The 26,155-nt window shown below is 68.0% G+C and carries 26 protein-coding genes; 15 read left to right on the forward strand and 11 right to left on the reverse strand.

The window, feature by feature from the left end; genetic code table 11:
• Both M3Q23_00875 and M3Q23_00880 read right to left on the reverse strand, forming a co-directional pair.
• The coding region (locus tag M3Q23_00875) for a DDE-type integrase/transposase/recombinase (protein ID MDP9340665.1) at positions 1-752 on the reverse strand (752 nt) is incomplete at its 3' end.
• Positions 749-1,120, reverse strand: coding sequence for a hypothetical protein (locus tag M3Q23_00880; GenBank protein MDP9340666.1), 372 nt, complete (start codon positions 1,118-1,120; stop codon positions 749-751). The genes M3Q23_00880 and M3Q23_00875, both read right to left, overlap by 4 nt.
• 272 nt (positions 1,121-1,392) lie before the next feature.
• Between M3Q23_00880 and M3Q23_00885 the strand changes: the two genes are divergently transcribed.
• Together M3Q23_00885 and M3Q23_00890 are read left to right on the forward strand one after the other, a co-directional pair.
• Entirely contained in the window at positions 1,393-2,136 is a 744-nt protein-coding gene (locus M3Q23_00885) for a RelA/SpoT domain-containing protein (GenBank protein MDP9340667.1), read from the forward strand.
• Positions 2,133-2,390: a hypothetical protein gene (locus tag M3Q23_00890; GenBank protein ID MDP9340668.1), complete on the forward strand. Its 258-nt coding sequence runs from the start codon at positions 2,133-2,135 to the stop codon at positions 2,388-2,390. Before M3Q23_00885 ends, M3Q23_00890 begins: the two co-directional genes overlap by 4 nt.
• Positions 2,391-2,515: 125 nt before the next feature.
• Here M3Q23_00890 and M3Q23_00895 read toward each other — a convergent pair whose 3' ends face one another.
• Positions 2,516-3,232, reverse strand: coding sequence for an IS1595 family transposase (locus M3Q23_00895; protein ID MDP9340669.1), 717 nt, complete (start codon positions 3,230-3,232; stop codon positions 2,516-2,518).
• A gap of 371 nt (positions 3,233-3,603) precedes the next feature.
• On the opposite strand from M3Q23_00895, the gene M3Q23_00900 reads away from it, so the two are divergent.
• The 3 genes from M3Q23_00900 to M3Q23_00910 all read left to right on the forward strand — a co-directional run bounded on the left by M3Q23_00900 (position 3,604) and on the right by M3Q23_00910 (position 6,135).
• A complete protein-coding gene (locus tag M3Q23_00900; protein ID MDP9340670.1) occupies positions 3,604-4,116 on the forward strand; it encodes a hypothetical protein in 513 nt (170 codons plus the stop codon).
• Between the two features lie 433 nt (positions 4,117-4,549).
• Positions 4,550-5,371 carry a hypothetical protein gene (locus M3Q23_00905; GenBank protein MDP9340671.1) on the forward strand — a complete coding sequence of 274 codons (822 nt, stop codon included), beginning with the start codon at positions 4,550-4,552 and terminating at the stop codon, positions 5,369-5,371.
• A 74-nt stretch (positions 5,372-5,445) separates the two neighbouring features.
• Entirely contained in the window at positions 5,446-6,135 is a 690-nt protein-coding gene (locus M3Q23_00910) for a nucleotidyl transferase AbiEii/AbiGii toxin family protein (GenBank protein ID MDP9340672.1), read from the forward strand.
• A gap of 7 nt (positions 6,136-6,142) precedes the next feature.
• On the opposite strand, the gene M3Q23_00915 is transcribed toward M3Q23_00910, so the two are convergent.
• Entirely contained in the window at positions 6,143-6,505 is a 363-nt protein-coding gene (locus tag M3Q23_00915; GenBank protein MDP9340673.1) for a DUF3024 domain-containing protein, read from the reverse strand.
• The gene (locus M3Q23_00920; protein ID MDP9340674.1) at positions 6,502-10,563 is read right to left on the reverse strand and encodes a hypothetical protein; all 4,062 of its coding nucleotides are present in this window, start codon (positions 10,561-10,563) and stop codon (positions 6,502-6,504) included. The genes M3Q23_00915 and M3Q23_00920 overlap by 4 nt, the downstream gene beginning before the upstream one ends.
• Before the next feature lie 42 nt (positions 10,564-10,605).
• Here M3Q23_00920 and M3Q23_00925 point away from each other — a divergent pair, with 42 nt between their 5' ends.
• The 7 genes from M3Q23_00925 to M3Q23_00955 all read left to right on the forward strand — a co-directional run bounded on the left by M3Q23_00925 (position 10,606) and on the right by M3Q23_00955 (position 17,499).
• Entirely contained in the window at positions 10,606-11,073 is a 468-nt protein-coding gene (locus M3Q23_00925) for a hypothetical protein (protein MDP9340675.1), read from the forward strand.
• 114 nt (positions 11,074-11,187) lie between these two features.
• Positions 11,188-11,781 (forward strand): transposase, encoded by a 594-nt coding sequence (locus M3Q23_00930; GenBank protein ID MDP9340676.1) that lies wholly within the window; start codon positions 11,188-11,190, stop codon positions 11,779-11,781.
• Positions 11,774-12,556 carry a hypothetical protein gene (locus M3Q23_00935; protein MDP9340677.1) on the forward strand — a complete coding sequence of 261 codons (783 nt, stop codon included), beginning with the start codon at positions 11,774-11,776 and terminating at the stop codon, positions 12,554-12,556. Before M3Q23_00930 ends, M3Q23_00935 begins: the two co-directional genes overlap by 8 nt.
• The gene (locus M3Q23_00940; GenBank protein MDP9340678.1) at positions 12,546-13,529 is read left to right on the forward strand and encodes a DUF2791 family P-loop domain-containing protein; all 984 of its coding nucleotides are present in this window, start codon (positions 12,546-12,548) and stop codon (positions 13,527-13,529) included. Before M3Q23_00935 ends, M3Q23_00940 begins: the two co-directional genes overlap by 11 nt.
• Entirely contained in the window at positions 13,526-14,818 is a 1,293-nt protein-coding gene (locus M3Q23_00945; GenBank protein MDP9340679.1) for a DUF2791 family P-loop domain-containing protein, read from the forward strand. The genes M3Q23_00940 and M3Q23_00945 overlap by 4 nt, the downstream gene beginning before the upstream one ends.
• 3 nt (positions 14,819-14,821) lie before the next feature.
• Entirely contained in the window at positions 14,822-15,361 is a 540-nt protein-coding gene (locus M3Q23_00950; GenBank protein ID MDP9340680.1) for a hypothetical protein, read from the forward strand.
• Positions 15,362-15,525: 164 nt separating this feature from the next.
• Entirely contained in the window at positions 15,526-17,499 is a 1,974-nt protein-coding gene (locus tag M3Q23_00955; protein MDP9340681.1) for an SNF2-related protein, read from the forward strand.
• Positions 17,500-18,050: 551 nt separating this feature from the next.
• On the opposite strand, the gene M3Q23_00960 is transcribed toward M3Q23_00955, so the two are convergent.
• Both M3Q23_00960 and M3Q23_00965 read right to left on the reverse strand, forming a co-directional pair.
• Positions 18,051-19,634, reverse strand: a complete 1,584-nt coding sequence (locus M3Q23_00960) for a phosphoenolpyruvate carboxykinase (protein MDP9340682.1) — start codon at positions 19,632-19,634, stop codon at positions 18,051-18,053.
• 52 nt (positions 19,635-19,686) lie between these two features.
• The gene (locus tag M3Q23_00965) at positions 19,687-19,887 is read right to left on the reverse strand and encodes a dodecin family protein (protein ID MDP9340683.1); all 201 of its coding nucleotides are present in this window, start codon (positions 19,885-19,887) and stop codon (positions 19,687-19,689) included.
• Between the two features lie 69 nt (positions 19,888-19,956).
• On the opposite strand from M3Q23_00965, the gene thiL reads away from it, so the two are divergent.
• Both thiL and thiD read left to right on the forward strand, forming a co-directional pair.
• On the forward strand, positions 19,957-20,988 hold the full coding sequence (gene thiL, locus M3Q23_00970; GenBank protein MDP9340684.1) for a thiamine-phosphate kinase: 1,032 nt from the start codon (positions 19,957-19,959) through the stop codon (positions 20,986-20,988).
• On the forward strand, positions 20,975-21,838 hold the full coding sequence (thiD, locus tag M3Q23_00975; protein ID MDP9340685.1) for a bifunctional hydroxymethylpyrimidine kinase/phosphomethylpyrimidine kinase: 864 nt from the start codon (positions 20,975-20,977) through the stop codon (positions 21,836-21,838). Before thiL ends, thiD begins: the two co-directional genes overlap by 14 nt.
• On the opposite strand, the gene rpmB is transcribed toward thiD, so the two are convergent.
• From rpmB to M3Q23_00995, 4 genes are all read right to left on the reverse strand, one after another.
• The gene (gene rpmB, locus M3Q23_00980; GenBank protein ID MDP9340686.1) at positions 21,822-22,013 is read right to left on the reverse strand and encodes a 50S ribosomal protein L28; all 192 of its coding nucleotides are present in this window, start codon (positions 22,011-22,013) and stop codon (positions 21,822-21,824) included. The two genes, thiD and rpmB, sit on opposite strands and share 17 nt — an antisense overlap.
• A 97-nt stretch (positions 22,014-22,110) precedes the next feature.
• Positions 22,111-22,872, reverse strand: a complete 762-nt coding sequence (locus tag M3Q23_00985) for a sulfite exporter TauE/SafE family protein (GenBank protein MDP9340687.1) — start codon at positions 22,870-22,872, stop codon at positions 22,111-22,113.
• Positions 22,873-22,905: 33 nt separating this feature from the next.
• Positions 22,906-24,885, reverse strand: a complete 1,980-nt coding sequence (acs, locus tag M3Q23_00990) for an acetate--CoA ligase (GenBank protein ID MDP9340688.1) — start codon at positions 24,883-24,885, stop codon at positions 22,906-22,908.
• 227 nt (positions 24,886-25,112) lie between these two features.
• Complete coding sequence (locus M3Q23_00995) at positions 25,113-25,667, reverse strand: TlpA family protein disulfide reductase (protein MDP9340689.1); 555 nt, start codon at positions 25,665-25,667, stop codon at positions 25,113-25,115.
• An 83-nt stretch (positions 25,668-25,750) separates the two neighbouring features.
• On the opposite strand from M3Q23_00995, the gene M3Q23_01000 reads away from it, so the two are divergent.
• A partial coding sequence (locus tag M3Q23_01000) for a DAK2 domain-containing protein (protein ID MDP9340690.1) occupies positions 25,751-26,155 on the forward strand: 405 nt, incomplete at its 3' end.

Raw genomic sequence — 26,155 nt, forward strand, 5'->3', positions numbered from 1 at the left:
TGGATGGAGCCGAACCGTTCGGGGAAGGCCGGGCAGTACTTGAGGGTCTTGAACTGACCCTCGCTGTAGGGGTTGTCGTTGCTCACGTGGGGGCGGGAATGGGTCCGGCCGATGCCGAGAAACGCCAAGAGCTCGGCCACCTCATTCGAGGTCATGGAGCTGCCCCGGTCGGCGTGGACGGTGAGGGTGCCCGGCGCGATCTCCTGGCGGGCGACGGCGTCGGCGATGAGATCCTTGGCGAGCTCCCCCGACTCGGTGGGCGCCACGCACCACGCCACGACGTAGCGGCTGAAGATGTCGAGCACCACGTACAGGTCGTAGTACTCGCCTCGGCGGGGGCCCTTCAGCTTCGTGATGTCCCAACTCCACACGGCGTTCGGCCCCCGGGCCTGGAGTTCGGGGCGGACCCGGGCCGGATGGACGGCCTGGCTCCGGCGTTCGTGGACCTCCTCATGGGCCCTGAGCAGGCGGTACATGGTGGACACGCTCCCCAGGTAGGTCCCCTCGTCGAGCAGGACGAAGAAGACCTGGGCCGGCGAGAGGTCGACGAACCGGGGGGAGCGCAGGGCCTGAAGGACGGCATCCCGTTCCTGAGCGGTGAGCGCGTTGGGAGGCGTAGGGCGTGGCGGTGCCGGGCGAGCCTTGGCTGGGCGCCGCGACCGGTAGTGCGTGGCCCGGGGACGGCCCACCGCGGCGCAGGCGGAGCGCGTGCCGAGCAGCGGCTCGAGATCGGTGAACGCGGCGTCGATCACGGCTGCTGCCTGTGCTCCTCGGTGCTCTCGGCCAGCAGCCGCTCCAAGAGCTCCGATGCTTTTCCCGCGATTTCGAGGGCCAGGCGGTGCTTGGCCAGCTCGCCCTCCAGGCGCTCGATCCTCCGGTGGGCCCGGTCCAGCTCGACCTGGGCCTGGGTCCGGCGACGGCGGGACTTGGGGGCCAGCTCCCGAAGCGCGCCCTCGTCGCGGGCCCGCCGCCACTCCACCAGGTGGGAGCTGTACAGCCCCTCCCGCCGGAGGAGGGCGCCCTTCGCCCCCGCCTCCGTGAGGCGCTCGTACTCGTCGAGGATGGCCAGCTTGTACTCCGCGGAGAACCTGCGCCGGCGGGGCCGGTCGTCCTCTCTCACTTGGCCATCCTGGCCGTGTGAGAGCAACGCAGCATTCGTCAGGGTCATCGGTCTTCGAGCTCCTGTCTCGCCCTGGAGGGATGGAGTGCTACTGGAGGTGTCTCACCTCAGCCTGACAGACAGGGTACCGCTCCCGGTTGTCGACGAGTTCCGGTTGGTGATGGGTCATCGGATTCCTGACATAGCGGGAGCTTGAAGGATTTTTCGGTGATGTGTGCGCTGACACACCCATTCCCGGCGGTGTCACTGGGGCGTAGTAGGCTCGATCACCGATGGCGGCAGCAACGGTGTTTCCCACGAACAACCAGATCAACAAGGCGGGCAAGAAGCTTCGTGCGTGGTGGGGAGGTCTCGAACTCACGCGGGAAGACCTCTACCCTGCTCTTGATGTTGTCTCCGCCTACCGGGCGAGCCATCGGAAGCCGATGACGCACGCCAACATGGGTCTCCGCTCTGTCGTGAAGTCGCAGGGCTGCCAAGCGAAGATCTCGCAGCGGCTCAAGCAGATGCAGACCATCGTCGGCAAGCTTGAGCGGTACCCGAAGATGGCCCTTACGACCATGCAGGACATCGCCGGCTGTAGGGCCATCGTCGAAGACATCCTTCAGCTACGGCGAATCGAGGCGAAGCTCGTTGCGAACAGCATCGCGAGGACGGGCTCACCCCCGAAGGTGGACGACTACCTCAAGACTCCCAAGGCCTCGGGGTACCGCGGAGTCCATGTCATCGTTCAGTATGGAAACCCCCCTCGGAGCATCGAGGTTCAACTGCGTACACCCGTGATGCATGGATGGGCGTACACGGTCGAGCGTCTCGGTGGCAAGATCGGGCAGGATCTCAAGAGCGGATACGGTCCCCCGGAGGTGCTGCGGCTGATGGAGGCTATTTCCGAGGCGATGGAGCTTGAGGAAAGGGACGAACCGGTCGATAGTGCCCTTGTGGACCGAATCAACGACTTGCGGCGGGATGCGCTACCCTTCATGGTGGCACGTCCTAACGGGAGGTCCACGCCATGAGCGACATCCAACACTTCCTACTCGTCTTCGACCACGGCGCAGGGCACCTGGTCGAGGAAATTCCGTTTGGCTCCGACGGAGAGAGAGCCGTCGCTGCCTACTCCGCCAAGGAACGCGAGTACGCAGGCAAGCGTGACGTGGAGATCGTCCTGATCGGGTCCGACTCGATGGAGACGGTTCGGATTACGCACGCCAACTACTTCGACGGCACCGTGGCGATCTCGAAGTACCTTGCTGGGCTGGACGTGGGATGACTAGCGAGGGGAAGGAAGGCGATACTGGAAGGGGCGCTCCCGCCACAACGAGCAGCGCCCCTCGCATCGTCGGGACAAGCGCACGAAGATCAACATGGATCCCGACCAGGCGTTGAAGGTGCTGCTCAGGACGCCGCGGAAGCGCCGTACCGCCGGATGAGCGGTTTGTAGGCCAGCCTCCGACCGGCAACCCGCCCGAGCAGATCGTCCACTCGCTCCGCGTCGCTCGATCCCCGCGTTGAGTAGCGGTAGTCGAACTCGGCGAGGTACCGGGGCAGGTGCTCCCGGCTGACGCGGTGGTGGGTGCCGTCGAGGGACCGCTTCAACTGCGAGAAGTAGCCCTCGGCCGGGTTAGTGGTCACGTCGCCCCTCACGTACTCCCCGGAGTGGTGGTCCACGGTCTCATGGGCCGCGAACTCCTGGCCGAGCGCCTTGTACTGCGCCCCGCTGTCGGTGTGGAGGACCGAGCCCGCCATGTCCACCCGCTCGGCGATGGCCTTGCGGAGCGTGGCCCCGGTCACGTCGGGGACGACCCGGGAGTGGATCTCACCGGTGGTGCGGTTCACCAGGGAGAGCACGGGGGTCTTGTCGGTGACTCCCTGGCCCCCGGACCCGGGCTTGTGGCCGTGGCGGTTGGCGGGCTTGCCCCCGATCCACGTCTCGTCAGCCACAACGGTTCCGACAAACATCCCGAGGCCGTTGTCCCTCATGGCCTCGCGGATGCGGTGGGTCATGAACCACGCCGAGCGAGGGGTGAGCCCGTACTTGCGTTCGATCTCCCGGGCACTGACGCCGTTCTTGGAGGAGCACATCTCGAACATGACGAACACCCACGTCCGCACGGCGATCTTGGTCCCATGCAATGACGGTGTCGGTGAGGACGGAGAACTGACGGCGACAGGCTCCGCACTTCCACACCCGGCGCTCCGTCCGAGCCCCGGTCCGAGTCTTGCGGGTCTGGCCGTCAGCCGGGTTCAGGAAGTAGCAGCGGTCCTCGTTGCCGCAGTGGGGACACACCGGACCGTCCGGCCACCGGAGCCCCTCAAGGTACTGGTAGGCCGATCCCTCATCGGGGATCCGCTGGGCCAGCCGAAGGATATTGGTCTCTGACACACCCTGATCATGACAGGAGGCACTGACACGAACTGGCGTTCGATGCAGGCGCTTGCACTCAGGTTGAACGCCATCGCTGCCCTGGTTCAAGATGGCCGACATGGATGATGACGAACGTCAAGCAGCCAAGCTCCGCGCTAAGGCTGCCAAGAAGCACCAGCCGGAGAGCATCAAACTTCTTCTCGTTGCCCAGACCCCACCCGAGTCACTCGAACGGTACTTCTACTTTGAGAGCGTGACGGAACAGGATGCCCTGTTTCGGTACGTCACCAAGTTGATCCTCGGGAAGGAGCCGACCCGAGAGAACAAGGCCCAATTGCTGACCGAGCTTCGGAACGACGGTGTCTTCCTAATCGACCTGAAGCCCAATCCGAGAGACAGTGCGGTGTTGGGCAGCTTCGTCCCGGACCTGGTGGCTCGCTGCAAGGCTCTCAATCCCGAACGGATCATCCTCATCAAGGTCGACGTCTACGATGTCGCGTTCCACAGCTTGAAACGGGAGGGACTGCCGGTGGTGGACGAGCGGATTCCTTTCCCCGGGACCGGGCAGCAGAAGAACTTCGAGACGAAGTTCGCTGACGCGCTCAAGCGTCCCTCAAGCCAGCCCACTTGACTGTCGTCCCCGCGGGTGGGGGCGGGGGTCGATGGGTGTGTCAGCGCACACATCACCGATTTTTCAAGCTCGTCAAAGCCCGGCCCCGCGCGAGAGAACCGAGCCGGGGTCCCGCGGGTAGACAGTTTCCGGTCGTGAGCGCCGCTGGTATGGTCACCGTACTGCTCCCCGCCGTCCGGGTTCTCCGCCCGAACTGGCGGGGATTATTCTTGTCACCCCCGACGGGTACCGTGGTGGACGTGGCCGATCGCGTCGTCGGTCCTCCTCGACAACCCAATGTCTGCTCCGGGCTGATTTCAGGTCTCAGCCGCTCATCGCGAAGCTCGTTAGGCCAAAGTTGGCTCAAGGTCAATCTCACAGAAGTTGTTGTCGCTCATAGCGACACTCAATACGTCCAACTTGAGTTTTGGTCAACTTGCGCTAAACTGACTTCGTGAACGAACGAGCCGTTACCGCCAAGAAGGCCGTCCAGCGCCTCGCCGATGCGGGCCTACGCCTCTTCACGATCGATGACCTGGTGGATCAGACCGGGCTCGACCGGAGGGCAGCGACCCACCTCGCCTACCGAATGGCGCGAGCGGGCCTGACCAGGCGCCTCCGGCGCGGACGGTATGCCCTCCTCGAGCCGGCGGATTGGGAGCAAGAGACGTTCCTGACGAACTGGTACTTGGCTGCTGCACACCTCGTCGCGCCGGGTCCCTACTACCTCGCCTACTACACGGCCATGGAGCTTCACCAGATGCTCCAGCACCCTCTCCGGACTGTCTTCGTGGCAGTGCCCCGGGCCCGGGCTCTGGTGACCCTCGGCACCACCCGGATTCGGTTCGTCACCGTGAAGCGGGAGCGGTTGTTCGGCTTCGAAGAACGCCAGGTCGAGGCGGGCCGAGCGGTCAACGTGGCGGATCTCGAACGCACGTTCCTTGACGCCGTCGACCGGCCCGACCTGTGCGGCGGGATCGAAGAGGTCTTTCGAGGCTTCGCCAGGCGCCACCGTGACCTGAACGGTGATCGCCTCCTCAAGTACGTCGGTCGCTTCGATCGACCGGCGGTCACGAAGCGGCTGGGGTTCCTCCTCGAGGCGGCCGGCGTCGGGGACCCCGAACTCCTCTGGGAGATCGAACGCCTGGCCGGGCGGACCCGCCATTACTACCCCCTGGTGAAGGGCCAGGAGGTCGAAGGAGCAGATCGAAACAAGCGGTGGGAGCTCCTGATCAACACCGATCTCCAGAAGCTGCTCCGGGCGGCACGAACGTGATCACGGACGATGAAATCCGGCGCCGGGCCAGGGATCTGGGGCTGGCGATCGCCCAGGTCGAGCGCGACTACGTCATGAGCCACCTCCTGTCCCTGGCGGCTTCCAGCTTCCCGGAGTTCATCTTCCGCGGAGGGACGGCCTTGGCCCGCGCGTACTGGCCAGACTTTCGGCTCTCGGAGGATCTGGACTTCATCTCTGAGCATCCCGTGAGCGATTTCCAGCAACGGCTGGAGGCAGTGGTGGCGGAAGCCGCCCAGGCAACGGGCCGGGACCTCACCATCGAGTCCTCCACGTTGAGGTCGGGTTGGTGGCAGTCGATCGTCGTGTGGGCCGGCGGAACCACGAAGCTCGACGTGAACACGAACGAGAGAGCACATCTCCCTGCCTCACAGCGAAAGTTGGAGCTGCCCTACTCCGACCTCTCGACGCACGGCCGCGAGCTTGCCGTCGTTGCCGTCGAGGAAATCCTGGGGAACAAGTGGTTCATCCTCGACGATCGGTGGGAGCCTCGGGACCTGTTCGACGTGTGGTGGGGCCTCGCCCGTGCGGGCATCACGTTCGCCGAGCTGGCGGATGGACACCGGGCGAAATACGGGTACGGGCCTCAGCGCATCCCTGCCAGAGCGGCCAGGCGACTCAAGAGTGCGTGGGATCAGAGGCTTGCACACCAGCTCAGGGAGCTTCCTGAATTTGATGGCGTCCTTGCGGAGGTGACCGAGGCGTACGACGCGTGGTCGGGCCGCAGGAGGGACGACCGGACCTGATCGGGCGTCAGCCCCAGAAGATGCCCGTTGGGTCGGCATCGATCTCGGCGAGCAGCGGCTCCACGCCGGGGGCAGGGTCGATCAGCTCGTAGACGTGCCACCGGCTGTTCCGGTCGGCCCGGTACAGGGTCCACAGGCTGGCGCCCGGGTTGTATCGGAGTTGGGCGATGGGCATGCGGGTCCATTCCGGGCCGAAGTCGGGGCGCCACGGAGGCCGGCACTCGAAGATCGTGATCGAGGGGCCCCGGATGGTGTACTCCATCCGGATCTCGTCCCGGTGCTGGGCCGGGGTCCGGTCGGCGCAGTACCGGGCCACCGCCCGTTCCGCGGCGGCTCGGACAAGCTCGGGGATGGCGGTGCCCGCGGTCACTGGGTGAATGCCCCTCGGACCAGCGCTCGGTAGGCGTCCGGGACCGCGTTCTGGGTGAAGTCGGCGAAGATCACCTCGAGGTCGTCCTCGGCCAGGCCGTATGCCTGCGCCACCAGCGCGTCGATCTCGGCCCGGAGGCGGTCGCGCTCGTGCGGCGCCAGCGGGCCGCACTCGACCGAGCACGCTGCAGCGAACTCGGCGAAGCGGTCGTCCACGCACGAAAGGCGGGCCGCGCGCCGGGCGATGCCCTCGACGTTGGTCTCGTCTGCTGGCGGGAAGCACAGGAGGTCGAGGACGTAGAAGTTGAGGTGGGTCTCCACGAACCGACGGGCCTGCCAGTCGAAGGGCAGGCTGTCGAGGACGCCGAGGACGAAGGCCTGCTCGGGCGGCGCCCCTTCGGGAAAGACGAGGTACGGGGCCGTGTTCGTGAGGAACGTGCGCGGCGGGACCAGGCAGGCGCGGACGGTCCGGGAGTCGGTGGCCCTGGAGACGTCTCGGAAGGCCACCCGCGCCGCGTGGAACGGGTGAGTCAAAGGGTCCTCCAGGACCTCGCGGGGGAAGCTTCCTCGGAACCGGCTCCGGCTGGAGGTCCGCTTGGCCTGGAGCCGCTTCATCGCGTCGCGCTCCCGGGCGAACCCGGCCGGCTCGCGCCCGTGGGGGTCGTACTGGTCGAAGTTCCTTCCCTTCCACACGGGAACGCCATCGGAATGCCGAAAGAAGCGCCTGTCGTTGGTCTCGTCGAGCTCCCTGACCGGGAAGGCTGACCACACGCCCGGGTAGGCCTGGTCGAACCGGGGGCCCCGGCGCATGCGGTCGAACACCGCGACGCCCTCGGGGGAGGGGAGGAGCGGGACCTCGTAACCGGGGCCGCCCTCCATCCGCGTCCATTCCTGGAGACGCTCCAGCGCCACCGCCACGCCCGGAGCGCCCGACGCCCGTTCGAACTCCGCGCGCGACGCGGACGGGCCGCTGATGTGCAACTCCGCACCCGGCGTCGGAGCGCGTCGCCGGGCAGCCAGGAGGGCGATCGTGTACTGCGGGTGAATGGGGAACGCCCACGACCGGTTGTTCAGGATGAAGTCGAGTCGCGCCACTCGGGCGTTCGGGAAGAGCCACCTGCGAAACCCCCGAGCCCCGTCCACCAGGAACGCCGACCGGGGGAGCACCACGCCCAGCCTGCCACCCTCCCGGGCCAGCGAGCGGTACCGCTCGCAGAAGAGCTTGTAAGTGTCCGTGTCGCCAGCCCCCTGCGCCACGTATCCGCCCTGGGGCCCGAAGAACCGTCGCTTGCCCTCCAGGTCGCTCCGTCTCCGCTCAAGCTCCGGCTCGAGCTGCGGGTACCGGCCGCGGAGGTCGTCGATCCGCCGTCGGCGCTCCGACTCGGCCGTGACGCCCCGCAGGCCGGGGTCGTGCAGGGCATAGAACCCCAGCTCTTCCACCGTGAGCTCCTCCCACGGCGGGTTCCCGATCACCACGTCGAACCCCGGCCGGCTCGCGGCGGGGGCCTCGTGGAGCCCGGCCTGATGCTCGCCCACGTCCAGCTTCGGGTTGTCGCCCAATTCGTCCGGGAACTGGGCGCCCTCGCGCATGAACACCTCGGGGAACTCCACCGGCCAGTGGAAGAAGGACCGCTCCTCGGCCATCTGGATGGCGGGCTCCAGGAACTCCGCTTCCCCGCGGGCCTCGCGGCCCTCCAGCAGGTGGTCGGCGGCCCCCTGGAGCCAGTTCCGGGCACCGCGAAGCCCGAATGGCTCGGCGCACCACACGCTGAAGGCGTGGTCCAAGCCCTGGGTGACCTCCCGCAGCTCGTCCTCGACCCGGCGCGAGGCCTCCACCTCGTCAGGCGTACGGTCGGGCGTCTCCGCGATCCGGGCAGCGACCTCCCGGGCCCGCCGGAGCGCCGATGGGATGGGGGCGTTCTCGTACTCGCCGAACAGCGGCCCCAGGTCCGCCAGGACCACAGGATCGGCTACGCCGACCAGGGCGTCTCCCCGCTTCAGATTGTGCCCCAGGTAGGCGAGCGATAGCCCGGGGACAAACGAGGCCAGCCACAGGCTGACCTTGGCCACCTCCACCGCCATCGGGGAGAGGTCCACGCCGTAGACACAGTGCTTCAGGACCAGGCGCCGCAGGAGGTCGCCGTCCTCGATGCGGCCCTCCCATCGCGCCTCCGTCTTCAGGTCCTCCAGCAGGCGGATCACCGGCTTCAACGGGTGGTCGGCCAGGAACGTGCCGATCCGCTCGGCCACCCGGTCGAGGGCGTCGGCCAGGAAGTGGGCGCTCCCCATGGCGGGGTCGAGGATCCGGAAGTCGAACAGGAGCCTGGCGGCATCGTTCGCGTTGCGTTCGGCCGCCTTCGCCACCCGCCCCAGATGTTCCTCCAGGGCCGGGAGCACCGCGTGGTCTACCAGGTGGCGGACGATGACCTGAGGCGTGTAGTACACGCCCCCGGCCTTTCGGCCGCCGCTCTCGGTCTGGTAGAAGAGCTGGCCCTCCGCGATCTCGGGCTCCCGGCGCCCCGCCGGGACCCAGCGCTCGACCCTTCCGTCGTAGGCGAGGGGCTCGGTCGCGTACGACAGGTGGAGGGAGAGCAGCCCCTCGTAGATCCGGCCCAGGTGCGTGATCTCGAGGTCTCCGTAGTCGACCCCGGCGCCCGCGTCCTCTCCTTCGGGGTCGAACCCCAGGGCGGCCAGCGCCGGTCCGAAAGCCGAGTCGGCGATCCGGGCCTCCTCGATCAGCTCCGCGCCGGGGAGGACGTCCGAGGCGAACAGGTCGCCGTTGTACGCGGGCAGCCCCCAGGCGGTGTTCCCCGTCCGCATGGCGTGGACGAGCGTGGTGAAGCGGTCCCACAGCGTGCTGGCTCGGGCATCGAACTCCGAGCCCTGGCCGCGGGCCTCCTGGAGCAGTTGGGTGGCGGAGTGGGGGCGATAGGCAGCGAGCGCGTAGGGGAGGTACCCGCGGCTCTTCAGGTACAGGAAGAACAGCAGGCGGAACAGGATCAGGAGGGCGGCATCCTCGATGTTCCTGCGGACGTTGGGACTAGTCAGCCGCTCCCGGCGTGGAGCGGCGGAGAGGTGTGCGCCCATGCCGCGAGCCAGCGCCGGCAGGACCTCCTCTCGGATCTGGCGCTCGATCGTCTCCCGAAGCTCGTTCCCGAGCGCCGCCGCCTCCTCCACCAGCCGCTCCAGCAATCCGCCCGGCGCGAGCGATTCGGGGGCCAGGAGCCCCAGGTACGCCCAGTCGCCCGGTTCCGTGTGCGTGATGTCGATCTCCAGGTACCGGGCGGTGGCCGCACCGACCGAGGTCTGCGCCGGGAAGAGGCGGAACCGGTCGTTGGTGGCGAGCACGCCCCACGGGACGCCCTCCTTCCGGCAGTCCGCGACCAGCAGGCCTTCGGGAGGGCTCCCTTCGGGCGTCATCCGGGCGAACGCGGACGGGTCGGCGAACGGATGCACCACCGCGATCCTCCGGTCGCCGTGCCGGAGGAGGTACCCGCGGTCGGCTCGGGACTCAGCTTGGTAGCCGAGGGCCGTGAGGTTCTCCCGCCAGGTCCGGCCAGGCCGCACGCTCGCGGCGTCCGCTTGGAGGCGTCGCCAGTCCTCGGGATGGTCGCGGGGTAGCCGGCGTGCCAGCAGGTGCTTGGTGAGCAGGCCCCGGATGACCAGTCCGGGAATGCCAGAGCGGTCCATGCGCTCGAGGGCCGCGGCCAGCGCCGCTGTGGCGTCCCGCCTTGATTTCCCCTCCAATTCCCGGAGTACTCCCACCAGCGCGTCCGCCCCCACCTCCCGGACCGGCTCGTCGGCTCGTTGGGGTCCGAGAACCCGCGCCGCGGAGTCTCCGGTGGGACAGATCACGAGGAGGGGGGTTCCGCGGGAACCGCGCCGGCGGGTCCACACGGCCCGGAGGCGACGGTCGTTCACCTGACCGGCCAGGGCGATCTCGACTTGGGAGACCGTCCAGACCCAGCGGACCTCCGGGGCGTCGGCGTCCGACACCGGCAGCCCCGGCCCCAGTGCTGTGGCGAGGGTCTGCTCCAGTGGGTCACTCGATATCGCCATCGTGCGGAACGATAGCCGCCCCGAACGGTAGTCTCCACGCCGGTGGAAGCCGAGGATCCCGGTGGGTGGCTGATCGTCCTGGCCGAGGTGGAGGCTCTGCGCTGGGTCCTGGCGGAGCGCCGGATGGCCTTCTCGGAGGGACAATGCCGCCGGGCGTCGGCGATCCGGCCCGGTGACGAGCTCGTGGTCTACATGGGTCGCGGTGCCTTTCACAACCCAACGCGGGATCGGTCGCAGCTCGCCGCCCTGGCCAGAGTGACGAGCGATATCCGGGCGCTTTCTCCGCCGGTGAGCATCGCAGGCCGGGAGTTCGCATGTGGCTGCACGCTCGAGATCCTGATGTCGCTTCCGGAGCGGTCCGGCGTCCCCGTCCAGCCCCTGGTCGGCCGGCTCAGCTTCGTTAGGTGGAAGGAAGTCTGGGGCCAGTACTTCCGGGCCGGCCTTGTCCGGGTGGCCCCGAACGATATGCAGGTACTGCGAACGGCTCTCGGCCAAGCGGCGGTAGGCTGAATCCCATGAAGAGGGGCTTCCAGTGGCAGGCTCCGCGTGTCACCGGCGGACCAAGCCGAAGGAGGCCCCCGCATGTTGTACGCCGGTCTGGATCTGTCGAGGAAGAGGCTGGACGTGCATCTGCTCGATGAGAGCGGAGGGACGAAGGAGGTGACGGCCGTCTCACCGGACGGCGACGCGCTGCGAACGCTCGCCGGGTCGACGGTGAGGTACGGGGAGCCGGTCCGGGCGGCCATCGAGTCGATGAACGGCGCCCGGTTCGTCCACGACACCCTGGAGCTCGCGGGATGGGACGTCGAGATCGCCGACGCCCAGAAGGTGAAGGGCCTGGCCCCCCTGGCCTGCAAGACCGACCGCATCGTCGCCTGGGTCCTGGCGGAGCCCGCCCGCCGGGACCTCGTGCCGGCGATCTGGCTCCCCACCCCAGGCGTCCGGGCCGAACGGGAGCGGGCCAGGTTCCGCCTGCACCTCGTGCGGCACCGCACCGCCCTGAAGAACCGTATCCACGCCACGCTCATCGCTTTCGGCCATCCCTGTCCGGTCTCCGACCTGTTCTGCCGCGTGGCCGGGTCATCTTCTCGATCGAGGGGCCGGCAGGTCAAGGTGCGAGCACCGGGACGACCCTCGCCCACTTGCCGAGCTCCCCTGCGGTGGCCGAAACTTATGCGCACGCAAACCGAGCTTGAGAGGGGACCGGCCGTTGGGTGAGTTCGAACAGGCGTGCGCCGACACCGAGCGCGAAGCGAGGGCAGCCGCCAAGGCTGCAGCGGCGCTTGCCTCCGCTGCCAAACAGCTCGTCAAGGCAGCGCAGAGCGGCGACATCGCCAAGATCCGGAAGACCGCGGTGAGCCTGAGAGTCGCCGACCATTTGGCGCGTCAGGAAGCCCGAACCGCCGAGATGGCCTGGCCCCTCACGCCCGAGGAGGAGGAGGTGCTCCTTCGCGACCGCTACGAGGACGAGTTGATGGACGTGGCCAAGAGTCGCGGACTCCAGATCCACCGGCACGACGACCGGCTGGTGTCGTTTCCGTCACTGCTCAAGGTGCTGCCCGAGGCCAGGGCCGTTCAGGTCGACCGCGCCAGGGTGACGGGACTGCGGCCCACCCACCTCGTGGCTCTCTTGGAGAAGAACCAGTCGAAGATGCCGCGCTTCAAGCCGGGGCAGTTCCTGGAGTCGCTCTACGGGGCGTACCGGCTCGTCATCGGTCGCGAAGGCGTACAGGGGACGACACTCGGCAACGTGTACCGGGCCCTGACGCTCCTGCCGGGGTTGGCGAAGGACTACGACAAGACCGACTTCGCCCGCGACGTCTTCTTCCTCGACCGAAGCGGGGTGACGACCACGAGATCTGGGGCCCGCGTGTCCTTCCCTGCCAGCACGGGAACCAGGGGACCGTCGCATCTGATCACATTCGTGGCGCCTGATGGCACGCCGGTTGTCTATTACGGCGTCAAGTTCTCGGAGCCCGGGCATGACCGCTGAGATGCGCCCGGACGAATGGCTCGGCTTCATCCGTCGTGAGTATCTGGATGAATTCGTGAAGGCCGGTGGGGCCTCCATCAAGTTCGTCGTTCCGCACGATGAGCAAGCGGGCCTGACCATCCTGGACGGGCTCAACCGCGCTGCGGAGGAACAGGGATACCTCGTTGCCGGCGTGAGCGCGGCCGAGACACGTGCGCACATGATGGATCAGCTCTTCTTCCGCGTCGCGGATCAGATCCCCTGGGAACGGCTGGCCATCCTGGTGCTCGGCGAGCTCGCTCGATCCGCCGGTTACACGGTTCCCGTCCTCGATGGCGCTCCGTTCGTGGGTGCCCTTGCACGCGCCAACGATCTCGACGCGGGGTTCCTGCGCGGGGAGCTCCGTCGCGAGGTGAGCAAGGCGGTGTTCATGCGCAGCACGCTGGCCAAGGATTTCCGGGTAGCGATGACACAACTCTGCCTGGCGCAGCTTTCGGGTGGGCCCGACGGCGCCACGACGACAGAGGTGATCACGGACTGGCTTACCGGAAAGGTGAAGACCGTGGGGGCCGTCAAGCCCTACAACATCTTCACCCGGATCAACCGGGCCAACGCGCGGTACGTCTTCGAGTCGATGCTCGATTGGATTCGCTTCGCAGGCTGCCCGGGCCTCGTGGCGAGGCTCGATCTTGCTCGAATCACGGTGGCGAAGAACCCGCGGGACGGGCTCACGTACTACACGAAGACCTCGCGCCTGGACGCCTACGAGCTGCTCCGCCAGTTCATCGACTCGACGGACCGTCTGGATGGGTTCCTGCTCGTCGTCGTGCCCGCTCCCCAGTTCCTGGACGACAGCTCCGCCGGCAGGGGTGTGGGTGAGTACCAGGCCCTCAAGTTCCGGGTGTACGACGAGATCCGCGATACGAAGCTCGTGAACCCGATGTCCTCACTGGTCCGGGTCTCCTCGGCCGCCCCGGTGGCGGTGCCGACGTGACCACCGAGCCCCTCGCGACCGTCCCGGGCAGGACCGAGTGCCGGCGCGCGCTCGAAGCACTGCGAAGCGGCGTCCCGAACCGGGACGCCGTGCGTGTCCTCGGATGCGGTCAAGCGGAGGTCGAGAGGCGATTCCTGCAACAACTCGACGCCCTCCGCCCGTCCGTCGAGAGTGGCGACCCGGTTCCGGGCCTTCTCGTGTCCGGCGACTTCGGCACCGGAAAGTCACACGTGCTCGAATATCTCCAGCACCTCGCGCTGTCGCGCAACTTCGTCTGCAGTCGCATCGTCATCAGCAAGGAGACTCCCCTCTACGACCTCCGCAAGCTCTTTAAGGCGGCGGTCGACCAGGCTGAGGTTCCCGATCAACACGGGCCGGCCGTCAGCGAGATCGCGCTGAAGATCGACCCCAACTCCTCCCTCTATGTCGACTTCTACCGGTGGGCACACGAGGACGGCAGCGGCCTCAGCACGTTGTTCCCCGCGACGTTGCTGCTCTACGAACGACTCAAGAGCGATCCGGAGCTGACGGAGAAGATCACCAACTTCTGGTCGGGTGAGGGATTCTCGATCCGTGACATCCGTGGTGGGCTCCGTCAGATCGGGGAGCTCAGCACCTACCCGGTCAAGGCCGTGAAGCTTGCGCAGCTGGCGCGGGAGCGGTTCGCTTTCGTCAGCCGGCTCATCCAGGGGGCCGGATACGCGGGCTGGGTGCTGCTGATCGACGAGGTCGAGCTCGTGGGCCGCTACAGCATCCTCCAGCGGGGGAGGTCCTACGCCGAGCTCGCGAGGCTCATGGGCAGGATCGATGAGGACGGTTTCGTGGGAGTCACCGCGGTGGCAACGATCACCACCGACTTCGACATCGCCGTGCTCCAGGAGAAGGGCGATCGCGACGCCGTGGGCCCGAAGCTGAGGAGCAAGGGCACCGACGATTGGGCGGTGCTTGCCGCCCGCGCCGAGGTGGGCATGAGAATGATCGAGCGCGACGACCTCGAGCTGGTGCCTCCCGACGAGACCGAGCTCCGCACCACCTACGAGCGACTTCGTGACATCCACGGCAAGGCGCATGGTTGGGAACCCCCCGATGCCTGGGGGAGCGAGCACTCGACCCGCCGTCGCATGCGTTCGCACGTGCGCCGGTGGATCGCGGAGTGGGACCTCCGCCGCCTGTATCCGTCGAGCCAGGTCGACCTCGAGGAAGAGGAGCTTCACGTCGAATACGGCGAGGACACGACGCTGCAACGTGCACCCGAGGGAGCTACCGACGGGAATGGAGTGACGGAGTAGCAGGTGCCCATCCCCTTTCGCGATCATGGCGATGTCGATGACCTCGGCCTCGCCGGTTATCTGCGGTTCGTCGACGAGGGTGCCGGGGGGCTCCGGGGGGCGCTGTTTCTGGTGAACGGCCGCGGCGAGCCCGTTGAGTTCTGCTTCAGCCGGGTCGATGTCCCTGCATCGTCTCTGTGGCGGGCCAGCGAGGCGAGGCGGCAGGCCGTGCGCGCTCTGTGCCTCCCGTTGTTCACCGCATGCCCGCGCGAACCGCTCCTCCTGCTGGCTCGGGCCGAGGAAGTGCCGCCGCCGGTGTTCGCGGAGGATCTCGAGGTGCTCGTGCCTCTCTGCCGGGTGGCGGACGGGGCGGCCGCAGCTCATGCGGCATCGGAGTGGGCCGAGGAGCTGAACGATGCGCTGCACGTATTCTGGGTGGCCGCCCCGCCTGCTCCGGACTCGCCTGTTCGAGTCCTTCTCGATGCCCTGCGTGGTCGAGGGCTGATGCTCGAACCATTCGAACGCGCAGCCAGAGGTATCGACGAGGCCTTCGCGTCGATGTGAGCCGATCGGTGTGGTGGGCCGAGCGAGGAACCGACGCGCCTGTGCGCCGCAGGTGGTTCCGACGTCGGGTGCGAAGGCCAACGGCGGGTGTCGTCCTGCGGATTCCACTGGGCGCGGCGCGTGCGGCAGAGACGCGAACGCTCCCCGCGAACAGGATCTCGCCGTTGCCGGTCGAGCGGCTCTTGCGGACGGCGATCGCTGCGGGGAAAGCTGCCGTCTTCGATCTGACTGAGCGCCCAGAGCGTCAGTCGGGCGCGCCGGTTGCACCCGGCGAAGGGAGCGGGGCCCGCGCTGGTGTCCGTCTGCGGACGCGCCCCGCGGAGCCAGAGGGCCCGTCGCTCGCCGATCGCCTGCGCGTTCTTCTCCTTGTACCACTAGATGCCTTGCTCCCCGGGCCCGACACGATCCTCGATTGGCCGGGACAGTTCCTTCCTTACCAACTCGATGGCGTGCGGGCCCTCCTGGACCGGGACCGGATCCTTCTCGCCGACGACATGGGCCTAGGGAAGACGGTCCAAGCCGCGGCAGCCATTCGCATCCTCTGCCACCGCCGCGAGATCGAACGTGTGCTGCTCGTGGTGCCGGCCAGCTTGCGCGAGCAGTGGAAACGCGAACTGACGCGCTGGGCGCCGGAGCTGCGCCTGATGCTCGTCCATGGTCAGCCGAGGGACCGTGCCTGGCAGTGGGCGGCCGAAGCGCACGTGATCATCGTCGGCTACGAGACTCTGCGATCAGACTTCACCGACAACCCGCAGTCGCCACCCCGCCGGCGGACGTGGGACATCGTTGTGCTTGACGAGGCGCAAAAGATCAAGAACCGCGAAGTCGAACTGAGCCGGGCCTGCAAGCTGCTCAACCGCCGCCGATCGTGGGCCATGACCGGTACGCCGCTCGAGAACCGGCTCGAAGATCTCGCGTCGATCATGGAGTTCGTCGATCGGGATCCGGGCGGCCCGCCCGTACACTACTCGTCGACGAGCGACATGCTCGAGCGCCACCGCCAGCTGCAGCTCCGGCGGCGCAAGGTCGATGTGCTTCTCGATCTTCCGCCCAAGCAGGTCATCACGTTGTCACTGCCGCTCCTCGAGGAACAACAGCTCACCTATGACAGGGCCGAGCGCGATGGCGTGCTCCAACTCGAGGAACGCGGCGCGGAGATCCGGGTCGAACATGTCCTTGAGCTGATCCTGCGGCTGAAGCAGATCTGCAACTTCTGTCCGCGGAGCGGGCAGTCGGCCAAGCTCGCCGACATTCGAAGTCGAATGGAGGTGTTGACCGACGAGGGCCACCGAGCGCTCGTGTTTTCCCAGTTCACCGATGAGCGATTCGGAGTTGCCGCGGTGCGACGGGCTCTGGACGAATTCAACCCGCTGACATACACGGGCGGTATGACAGGCGTCGAGCGTGACCACGTGATCCAGCAGTTCAAGAATAGCGAGCGTCATCGGGCGCTCGTGCTGTCGCTCCGGGCCGGAGGCATTGGCCTGAACCTACAGGAGGCGTCGTACGTGTTCCATCTCGATCGATGGTGGAACCCTGCGATCGAGCGCCAGGCCGAGGACCGGACTCACAGGATGGGTCAGGTCTTCCCCGTGACCGTGTTCAAGTACGCGATGATCGGCACGATCGAGGAACGGATCGACGAAGTCATCTCAGCGAAACAGCAGCTCTTTGACCAGGTAGTCGACGATGTTTCGCTCGATCTCGGCGCGGGTCTGACCCGCGAGGAGCTCTTCGGGCTCTTCGGGCTTCGCTCGTCGGGCATCCTGGTACCTCTGCCGGACACGCCGCCTCCGGGTATCGAGCTCGAGCAGCGCTGCGCGTCGATCTTGCGGCAAGTGGGGTGGACCGTTGAGGAGACTCCGCGATCCCGCGATGGAGGCGTTGACCTCATCGCAACGCGCATCGACGAAGTCGGAGTCGAAGACTGCCTGTACGTGCAGTGCAAGGACCACGCACGGCCTGTTGGTGTGGACGTGGTTCGCTCGTTGCTCGGAGTGCTCCCCCCAGACCGACATGTGCGGGCTATCTTGGTGAGCACCTCTGGACTCACACCTGATGCCGCTCGGCTTGCCCGGGAGCGAAGTGTCGTCGTCTGGGATGACGCCCGAATGGCTCAGTTCGAGCGTCGTGCCTGAAGGTCGTGCCTCGCCTCGAAGCATCCTCCTTCTGTACGAGCTCTACGTACGGGAACTGACCGGTCCGGCCAAGAAGACCAGCATCGTCGACGAATGGCTCGGGAGGAACAGTTCGCCTGGCCTGGAGGAGCCCCTTCATTCGCCGCTACTTGCTGGCTGGTCCCTGACATCACGTGACCAGGGGCCGACGGTTACTCCGTTAGTCGATATTGGGACTGGCCGTCTCAGCGCGCTCGCCCGGGCGGTGCCCAAGGGCCTCCCGGCGGCCACGCCATCTCGAAAGGAGTCCCCTGGGCGGCCGACGCGGCGGGCGCGGCATGACGATAGCGCCGACCGACTCCACAACCCGGGCAAGTTCCGCTCGACTCCATCGCTCCGGGCCGCTCTGGCCGGCGCGACCACGTGAGCGAAGTGCGATCCCTGGACAGTTGATCCGCGGCGAGTAGCTTTGCCGGGGGGCGGGCCTTATCAGGGTGCACCCGGACGATATGCAGGTACTGCGAACGGCTCTCACCCGAGGGGCGACGGACTGAGACTCGGGGCCAGCGGGACTACCCGACGGCGCGGATGATCTCCTGGCCCAGCTCCGGGAACTCGGACAGGCGGTCGCGGCGCTCGGCGGTCAGGCGCTCCACGATCTGGCGGTACTCGTCGGTGCGGCCCTGCTCCTCGTACAGCCGCCACGGCTGGAGCAGCTCGACGTCGTCGATGCCGGGCACGTCCTCGGCCACCTCGTAGCCGAAGTCCGGCGAGTCGGTCCACTTGATGGTGCTCTCCGCGATGGCCTGCACGACGGCCGAGGAGTGCGGGATCTTCACCTTCTTGCAGCGCTTGTCCTCGGCCTTGCCGCCCACCCGCCCCGTGTTCATCAGGAACACCTCGATCGGGTGGGTGGCCAGCAGCTCCAGGAACCGGTTCCCCTGGAGCCCGTGGGGGAGCGGGAAGAACGGGTTCGTGCCGGGAACGCGGAGGAACTTGCCCTCCTCCGCCGTCCCGCCGGCGGACGTGCCGGTGGTCTCGCCGAGCATGAAGTACGCGGCCGCCTGCTCCTGCGAGAGCCGCGCCACCGCCGGGATGATGTTCTCGTTCCAGTTCAGGATGAGCAGGAAGTCCACCGAGCCGACCTCGCGGGCGTCACGGAACCGCCCCAGCGCGTCCATCCCGAACACGGCCCGGCCGTTCTTCGTGTATGAGGTCTCGAAGAAGTTCACCTTGCCCTGGGCGTCCTGGTAGACGTTCTCCAGGTAGGCGTCCGGGCGGATCACCGCGTTGTAGATGTTCGGCTCGAAGTCGCGGTCCAGCGAGAACGTCTTGGCGAAGCAGCCGTTCTCGGAGCCGTACACCTTGCCCTCGGGCATCAGCGCGACGAAGTCGTCCTGCACCGGCAGCGAGTCGTTCTGCGTGGTGAACGTGGTCGTGGTCTTCCCGGTCCCGGAGAGGCCGATGATCAGGAACACCTTCTCGCCGCCGTTGGCCGGGACGACCTTGCACCCCGCGTGCAGGGCCAGGCCGCCGCGCTCGTACACGATGGTGTTCCACATCCGCAGGCCGCCCTTCTTCGACTCGCCGAAGTAGTCGGAGTTGAGGACGCGGGTGACGCCGGCATCGAGGTCGACCGCGATGCAACGCTCGTCCGGGTAGCCGGGGGCCGGCAGGTTCGGCGTGTAGATGACGTGCAGCTGCGGCTCGCCTCCCTCGCGCGGGAAGTACAGCTTCTGCTGCATCCCGGCGATGTTGGCGTTGGCCTTCTCGATGCTGAGGCGGGCGGGGACCCGGAAGTCCGGATCGTTCCCGATGAAGCCGTCGACGACGACCATCTCCTGCTCACGGATGTACTCGTCCTGGAGCCTGGCGATCCGCTGGTATTCCTCGCGGGTCATGCTCTGCCCGCCGGTGGTGGTGGGATCGTCGGTGACGACGTAGGTGCTGCCGGCGCTGCGGGACGTGACCTTCGTCTGCACGTTCACGTTGTCGAACTCCGTGACGCGGCAGCTCGGCATGGCCTCGGTCAAGCGGCGGAGCTCCTGGGGCGAGGGGTTGTCGTGGACCTTCTTGGCTTCGAGCGGCACGGTGGACTCCCTGTCGGAGGTGGCGGGGGCGGCCCCCCACAGCGTGGGGCTGTCGATTCTACCCAAGGGCCTCGGGCAGGAACCGGTCGAGCCGCCCGCCCCAGGCAGGCCGGACGGCCTACCGGGTCCCTTCGACCATGAAGTACAGGCGGATCTGGGTGCGGAACTCGGCGATACGGTCGCCGTCCACGCGGGTGGAGGTGTTCAGCACCTCCAGCCGGTTGATGCCCCGGATGGTCTTGGCCGCTTCGCGAAGGGCCTCCCTGGCGGCGTCCCCCCAGCTCTTGTCGGACACGCCCTCGAGCTCGATGGTGTTCATGACGGCCACGGCGAGGCCCCCTCTCTGCGTCGTCCACCCCGCTGAAGCGCCGCGGGTAGGCTGATTATCGTGAATCCCGCAGCGCCGAGCGAACACGCGGTGACCGAGGACGAGCTCGTGGCCGCCATCCGGAGGGTTCTCTCCGGCCAGGGGCCGGGCGTGCTGGCGGGCGTGGGGGACGACGCGGCGCTCGTCGAGACCGGCTCCGGCGACGCCGTCCTCACCACCGACCTGCTGGTGGAGGGCGTCCACTTCGACCGCTCCATCATCAGCGCGCGAGACCTCGGCTACAAGGCCATGGTGGTGAACGTCTCGGACGTCGCCGCGATGGCGGCCAGCCCTCGCTACGCGCTGGTCTCCGTGGCCGTCTCGAAGGACGTGGGACCGGCGTGGGTGATGGAGCTGTACGGGGGCCTGCGGGCCGCGTGCGGGGAATACGCGCTCTCCCTGGTGGGCGGAGACCTGTCCCGAGGAGGCGAGGTGGTGATCTCCGTCTCGGTGGTGGGAGAGGTGCCTCGTGGTCGCGCGGTCCTGCGTTCGGGAGCGATCCCGGGGCAGCGGCTGGTGGTGACGGGCGTCCTGGGCGCCTCCGCGGGCGGCCTGCTGCTGGCCCGAGGGCACGGAACGGGCTCCGCCTCCGCGGTGGGATCCGAGTGGGGCCACGCGCTCATCGAGGCCCACTGCCGCCCGGTGGCGAGGGTCGGCGAGGCCCAGACCCTGGCGCAGGTCGGGGCGACGGCCATGATGGACATCTCCGACGGCCTCGCCCTCGACCTGTCGAGGCTGTGCGCCGAGAGCTCGGTAGGAGCCCGGGTCGAGCTCGATCGCGTCCCCATCGCGCCCGCCCTGAAGGAGCTCGCCGGGGTGCTCCAGGCCGACCCGCTCGAGCTGGCGTTGTCGGGTGGAGAGGACTACGAGCTGCTGGCCGTGCTGGACCCCTTGGTGGTGGAGAAGGCCCGGACGAAGCTCGAGGAGCGCTTCGGCGTGCCCCTGACGGACATCGGGGACATCACCGAGACCCTGGGGCTGGTCGCGGTCGATGCATCCGGCGCCGAACGCCCCCTGGAGCCCAGGGGGTGGGATCACCTTGCCGCCGGTTGATGGGGCGGTCCCGCCGCGCGCGTTGACCATCGCCGGATCCGACTCCGGCGGCGGCGCCGGGATCCAGGCCGACCTGAAGACGTTCGCGGCCCTCGGGGTGTACGGGATGACGGCGATCACCGCGGTGACGGTCCAGAACACCAAAGGGGTGAGCGGCTACGAGGAGCTGTCTCCGGAGACGGTTGGCGACCAGATCCGGGCGGTGGCGCTCGACATCGGCGTCGATGCCGCCAAGACCGGGATGCTCGCGTCCGCGCCCATCGTGGAGGCCGTGGCCGAAGCGGTCCTGGAGTGCGAGATCTCGGCGCTCGTGGTCGATCCCGTCTTCGTGTCCAAGCACGGCCATTCGCTGTTGCAAGAGGATGCAATTGCAGCGCTTCGCAACGACATCGTGCCGCAAGCGCAACTGGTCACGCCCAACCTGCCGGAGGCCTCGGGCCTGGCGGGCTTTCCCGTCAGAACGCGGGACGACATGGAGCGAGCCGCGGGGGCAATCCTCGACCTCGGTGCCCGGGCCGTGCTGGTCAAGGGGGGACATCTGGAGGACGGCCCGGCCGCGGACCTCTTCTCAGACGGCGAGCGGACGGAATGGCTTGAGGGCGAGCGCCTGGAGACGCCCCACACCCACGGGACGGGATGCGTGCTGTCCGCCGCGATCACCGCACACCTGGCCCGCGGCGACTCGCTCTTCGACTCGGTTCGATCCGGGAAGGCGTTCGTGACCGAAGCCATCCGCCATGCCCTGGCCATCGGCCAAGGCGTCGGCCCCGTGAACCCTCTGTGGAAGTGGTGGGCCGATCGCGGGCTCGGACGCCCGGTGAACTCGCAGGTCGCTAGACCGCGCGGGTGACCTTGCCGGCTTTGAGGCACTTGGCGCACACGTTGATGCGCTTCGGCCGGCCGTCCACCAGAGCGCGGACGCGCTGCACGTTGGGGTCCCACCGGCGGTTCGAACGGCGGTGGGAATGGGAGACCTGCATCCCGAAGAAGGGGGTCTTCCCGCAGACTTCACACACGGCAGCCATGGCCGATCCAGGGTAGCAGACGGCCGCCGCGGGTCCGGGGCCGTGGCGGCTGAACGCGGTCGATGGCTCGGGAGGCTCGGCCGCCTGACCTGCAACGTCAGAACGCGCGGATCAGCAGCGCGATGGACACGCCGAATCCCAGCAGCACCACGACCCTACGCACCGGCCGCGCACCCACCCGCCGGGACAGCGACGCGCCGGCGTACCCGCCCGCAATGGCGCCCACCGCCATGACCAGTCCCTCCGCCCACCGCACCGCTCCGGAGGCGATGAAGTACGCCAGGGCGGTGCCGTTGATGAGCACGGTGGTGGCGTTCTTCAGGCCGCTCATCTGGAGCTGGTCGCGCATCCCCATGAACCCGAATCCCACCAGCAGCACGAACCCCAGCGCGGCCCCGAAGTAGCCCCCGTACACGGCGGCACCGAACTGGAAGGCCACCGCCGCGCCGACGCGCCCGCGCCCTTCCATCGGCGGCGTTGCGCCGGCGGCCGACGTCCCGGGCTTCTGCCGGGCCAGCAGCAGCGTGGCCCCCAGGATGAGGAACGGCACCACCTTGTCGAAGGTCCGAACAGGCGTGTGCAGGAGCAGGATCCCTCCCACCAGGCCGCCAGCCAGGGACGGGATGGCCAGCACCAGGAAGGTCCGACGCATCCCTCGGAGCTCTCGCCGGAACCCCAGGGTCGCGGAGACATAGCCGGGCCACAGGGCCAGCGTGCTGGTGGCGTTGGCCACGATGGGGCTCAAGCCGGTCCACACCAGGACCGGGAACGTGATGAGGGTGCCGCCCCCGGCGATCGAGTTGACGACGCCGGCCACGAGGGCGGCCACGAAGACGACCGGCAGGCGCCACAGGTGCACGGGGCTGAACGCTACTCGCCCCCAGCCCCGCCCCTAGTCTTCCTTGGCCGCCTCGGCCTCGGCCCGACCCTTGATCTCCTCCACCACGGTCGGGTCGGCGAGCGTCGTGGTGTCCCCGAGCTCGCGGTGCTCGGCAACGTCGCGAAGCAGCCGGCGCATGATCTTGCCCGAACGCGTCTTGGGCAGCTCGGGCGTGAACACGATGTTGGCCGGCTTGGCGATCGGTCCGATCTTGCGGGCGACGTGCTCTCGGAGCTCCTGGAGCAGCTCGGGCGAGCCTTCCTCGCCGCCCTTCAGCGAGACGAACGCCACGATGGCCTGGCCCGTCTGCGGGTCGTTCCGTCCGCATACCGCGGCTTCCGCCACCTTCGGGTGGTCCACCAGCGCGCTCTCCACCTCGATGGTGGAGATGCGGTGGCCGGAGATGTTCATCACGTCGTCGACCCGGCCCATCAGCCAGAAGTCGCCGTCCTCGTCGATGCGGGCGCCGTCGCCCACGAAGTAGACCCCCGGGAACCGGTCCCAGTAGGTCTCCTGGTAGCGCTTCGGGTCCCCGTAGATTCCCCGGAGCATGGCCGGCCAGGGGGTCTTGATCACCAGGTAGCCCCCGGCGCCGGGCGGGACCTCCTGGCCCTGGTCGTCGTAGACGGCCGCCTCGATCCCCGGGAACGCCTTGGTGGCCGAGCCCGGCTTCAGTATGGTCACGCCCGGCAGGGGCGTGACCAGGATCATCCCGGTCTCGGTCTGCCACCACGTGTCCACCACCGGGGTGCGGCCGCCACCGACGTTCTCCCGGTACCAGATCCACGCCTCGGGGTTGATGGGCTCGCCCACCGTCCCGAGCAGCCGGAGCGACGACAGATCGTGCTTCTGCGCGTACTCGGGCCCCCACTTCATGTGGGTCCGGATCGCGGTGGGCGCCGTGTAGAGGATGTCCACCTTGTAGCGCTCGACGATGTCCCACCAGCGGTCCTTGTCCGGGAAATTGGGGACGCCCTCGTAGATCACGCCGGTGGTCCCGTTGCACAGCGGCCCGAAGACAATGTAGCTGTGCCCGGTGACCCACCCGATGTCGGCGGCGCACCAGTACACGGAGTCCGGCTTGATGTCGAAGATGTAGTGGTGCGTGGTGGACGTTCCCACCAGATATCCGGCCGTGGTGTGGATGATTCCCTTGGGCTTGGCCGTGGTCCCGCTCGTGTAGAGGAGGTACAGCAGGTCCTCGGAGTCCATCTCCTCGCACGGGCAGCCCGCCGGGTCGTCGCTCTGGCCATCCACCACGTCGTGCCACCACACGTCCCGGCCGTCGCGCATCTGGACGTCGCCCCCGGTTCGCCGGACCACGAGGGACCGCTTGACCGTGGGTGACTGCTCCAGGGCGTCGTCGGCGTTCTTCTTCAGCGGCACCGGCTTGCCCGCCCGCCAGGCCTCGTCCTGCGTGATCAGGTACTCGCACTCCATGTCGTTCATCCGGCCGGAGAGAGAGTCCGCGCTGAACCCTCCGAATACCACGGTGAACGGAGCCCCCAGCCGCGCCAGGGCGAGCATGGTAACCGGGAGCTCCGGGATCATGCCCATGTAGACGGCGACGTGCGCGCCGCGAGCGATCCCGGCTTCCTTGAACGCGTTGGCCGCCTTCACGACGCCGGACTGGAGGTCGGAGAAGGTGATCCGGAGGCGGTCGCCCTCGGGCTCGCCCTCCCAGAAATACGCGACCTTGTCGCCGTCACCCGACTCGACGTGGCGATCGACACAGTTGTAGCAGACGTTCAGCTTCCCGCCGATGTAGTACTTCGCATAGGGAAGCTCCCACTCGACCAACTCGTCGAAGGGCTCGTACCAGGAGACCCGGTTGCGCCCCTCCGTTTCCCAGAACTCGTTCGGGTCCCGTTCGTAGATGTCGGCCTTCGCGTTGGCCTGCGCGGCGAAGTCGGGCGGGGGCGGATACGTCCGCTCCTCGAGGAACAGCGTGTCGATGGCGTACGCCGGTTCTCGCTCGTTCGCCAGTGCCATGGACTGCCCTCCTTCGCGCCGGCGGCGCGTTCGACGTCGTTATGCTGCTCGCTCTACTCCGGACGGGGGACCGCTCGGGCGTTGCTGCGGAGCCCGGGCCGGCGTCCAGAAGGGCTTGCCCACCGGGGCCACGACCCGTCCGGCCATCCCGTTGATACCCCTGCCGCCGAGGTGTACCACGCTACGGGCGCTGTCGCGATGCCGATATCGGGCCTTCTGGTGGATCGCTACGCCAGCAATTGCCCGATGACCTGGTCGAGGACGGCCGCCGGCACCGGCCCCGTGTAGGTCTTGACGCGGTTGCCCTGGCGGTCGAAGAACAGGGTCACCGGCTGACCGAGCAGTCCCAGCCCGTGCTGGATCTCGCTGGTCGGATCGAAGATGCTCGGGTAGGGCCACCCGAAGTCGCGGATGAACTCCTGGGCCGGTGTCCGCTGGTCCTGGATGTCTATGCCCAGGAACTGCACCCGGTGGCCGAACCGCCTGGCAGCCGCCGCCAGGTGCGGCGCCTCCTTCCGGCACGGCCCGCACCACGACGCCCAGATGTTCACGACCGTGGGGGTCCCCCGCAGCTGCCGGAGCAGGGCCTGGAACTGCCCCTGGTCCAGCTGGGGCAGGGCGAACCGGTCGGTCGGCAGGAGCGGGGCTCGGGTGGCGTTCAGCGCCGAGGGCGACGCCAGGATCACCGTTTCGGAGGTGGCCGGAGGCGCGGAGCCGCGCGTGCACGCCGCGCCCAGCAGCGCGACGGCGAGCACTCCCGGCAACAGCGCTTTGGTGATCACGCCAGCCATGCTAGGACAGCTCGCGGACTAACTCGGGGGCCGCGTCGTTTCGATCGACACCCGTGGCAACTACGCTTGCGTTCGTGGCGACCGCGGTCGAGACCCTGGACGAACGGGCCCTTCGCGACATCATGGGCCGCTTCTCCCGGGCCCTGGAGCAGCATCGCGACGAGCTGAACTCGCTGAACGTCTACCCCGTCCCCGACGGTGACACCGGGACCAACATGCACCTGACCCAGCGCTCGGTGGTCGAGGCCATCGACCGCCTGGACCCAGAGGCGCCGATGGCGGACCTCGGTCGGGCCATCGCCGAAGCCGCCCTGATGGGGGCCAGGGGGAATTCCGGCGTGATCCTGGCGCAGGTGCTCCGGGGGCTGTGCGAGCGGCTGGCCGCGGGCCGGGGCAGCGCCGGCGCGGTGGGCGCCGACCCCCAGGGCATGGCGGACGCCCTGGCCACGGCCGCAGCCGAGGCGTACCGGGCCGTGGCC

This window comes from Actinomycetota bacterium (genome assembly GCA_030774015.1).
GTDB lineage: Bacteria > Actinomycetota > UBA4738 > UBA4738 > JACQTL01 > JALYLZ01.

Bases quoted from the DNA above. Each gene is read 5' to 3' on its own strand.
- M3Q23_00885 (MDP9340667.1), top strand. From the start codon at position 1,393: ATGGCGGCAGCAACGGTGTTTCCCACGAACAACCAGATCAACAAGGCG.
- M3Q23_00890 (MDP9340668.1), top strand. From the start codon at position 2,133: ATGAGCGACATCCAACACTTCCTACTCGTCTTCGACCACGGCGCAGGG.
- M3Q23_00900 (MDP9340670.1), top strand. From the start codon at position 3,604: ATGGATGATGACGAACGTCAAGCAGCCAAGCTCCGCGCTAAGGCTGCC.
- M3Q23_00910 (MDP9340672.1), top strand. From the start codon at position 5,446: ATGAGCCACCTCCTGTCCCTGGCGGCTTCCAGCTTCCCGGAGTTCATC.
- M3Q23_00920 (MDP9340674.1), bottom strand. From the start codon at position 10,563: ATGGCGATATCGAGTGACCCACTGGAGCAGACCCTCGCCACAGCACTG.
- M3Q23_00940 (MDP9340678.1), top strand. From the start codon at position 12,546: ATGACCGCTGAGATGCGCCCGGACGAATGGCTCGGCTTCATCCGTCGT.
- M3Q23_00965 (MDP9340683.1), bottom strand. From the start codon at position 19,887: ATGAACACCATCGAGCTCGAGGGCGTGTCCGACAAGAGCTGGGGGGAC.
- rpmB (MDP9340686.1), bottom strand. From the start codon at position 22,013: ATGGCTGCCGTGTGTGAAGTCTGCGGGAAGACCCCCTTCTTCGGGATG.
- acs (MDP9340688.1), bottom strand. From the start codon at position 24,885: ATGGCACTGGCGAACGAGCGAGAACCGGCGTACGCCATCGACACGCTG.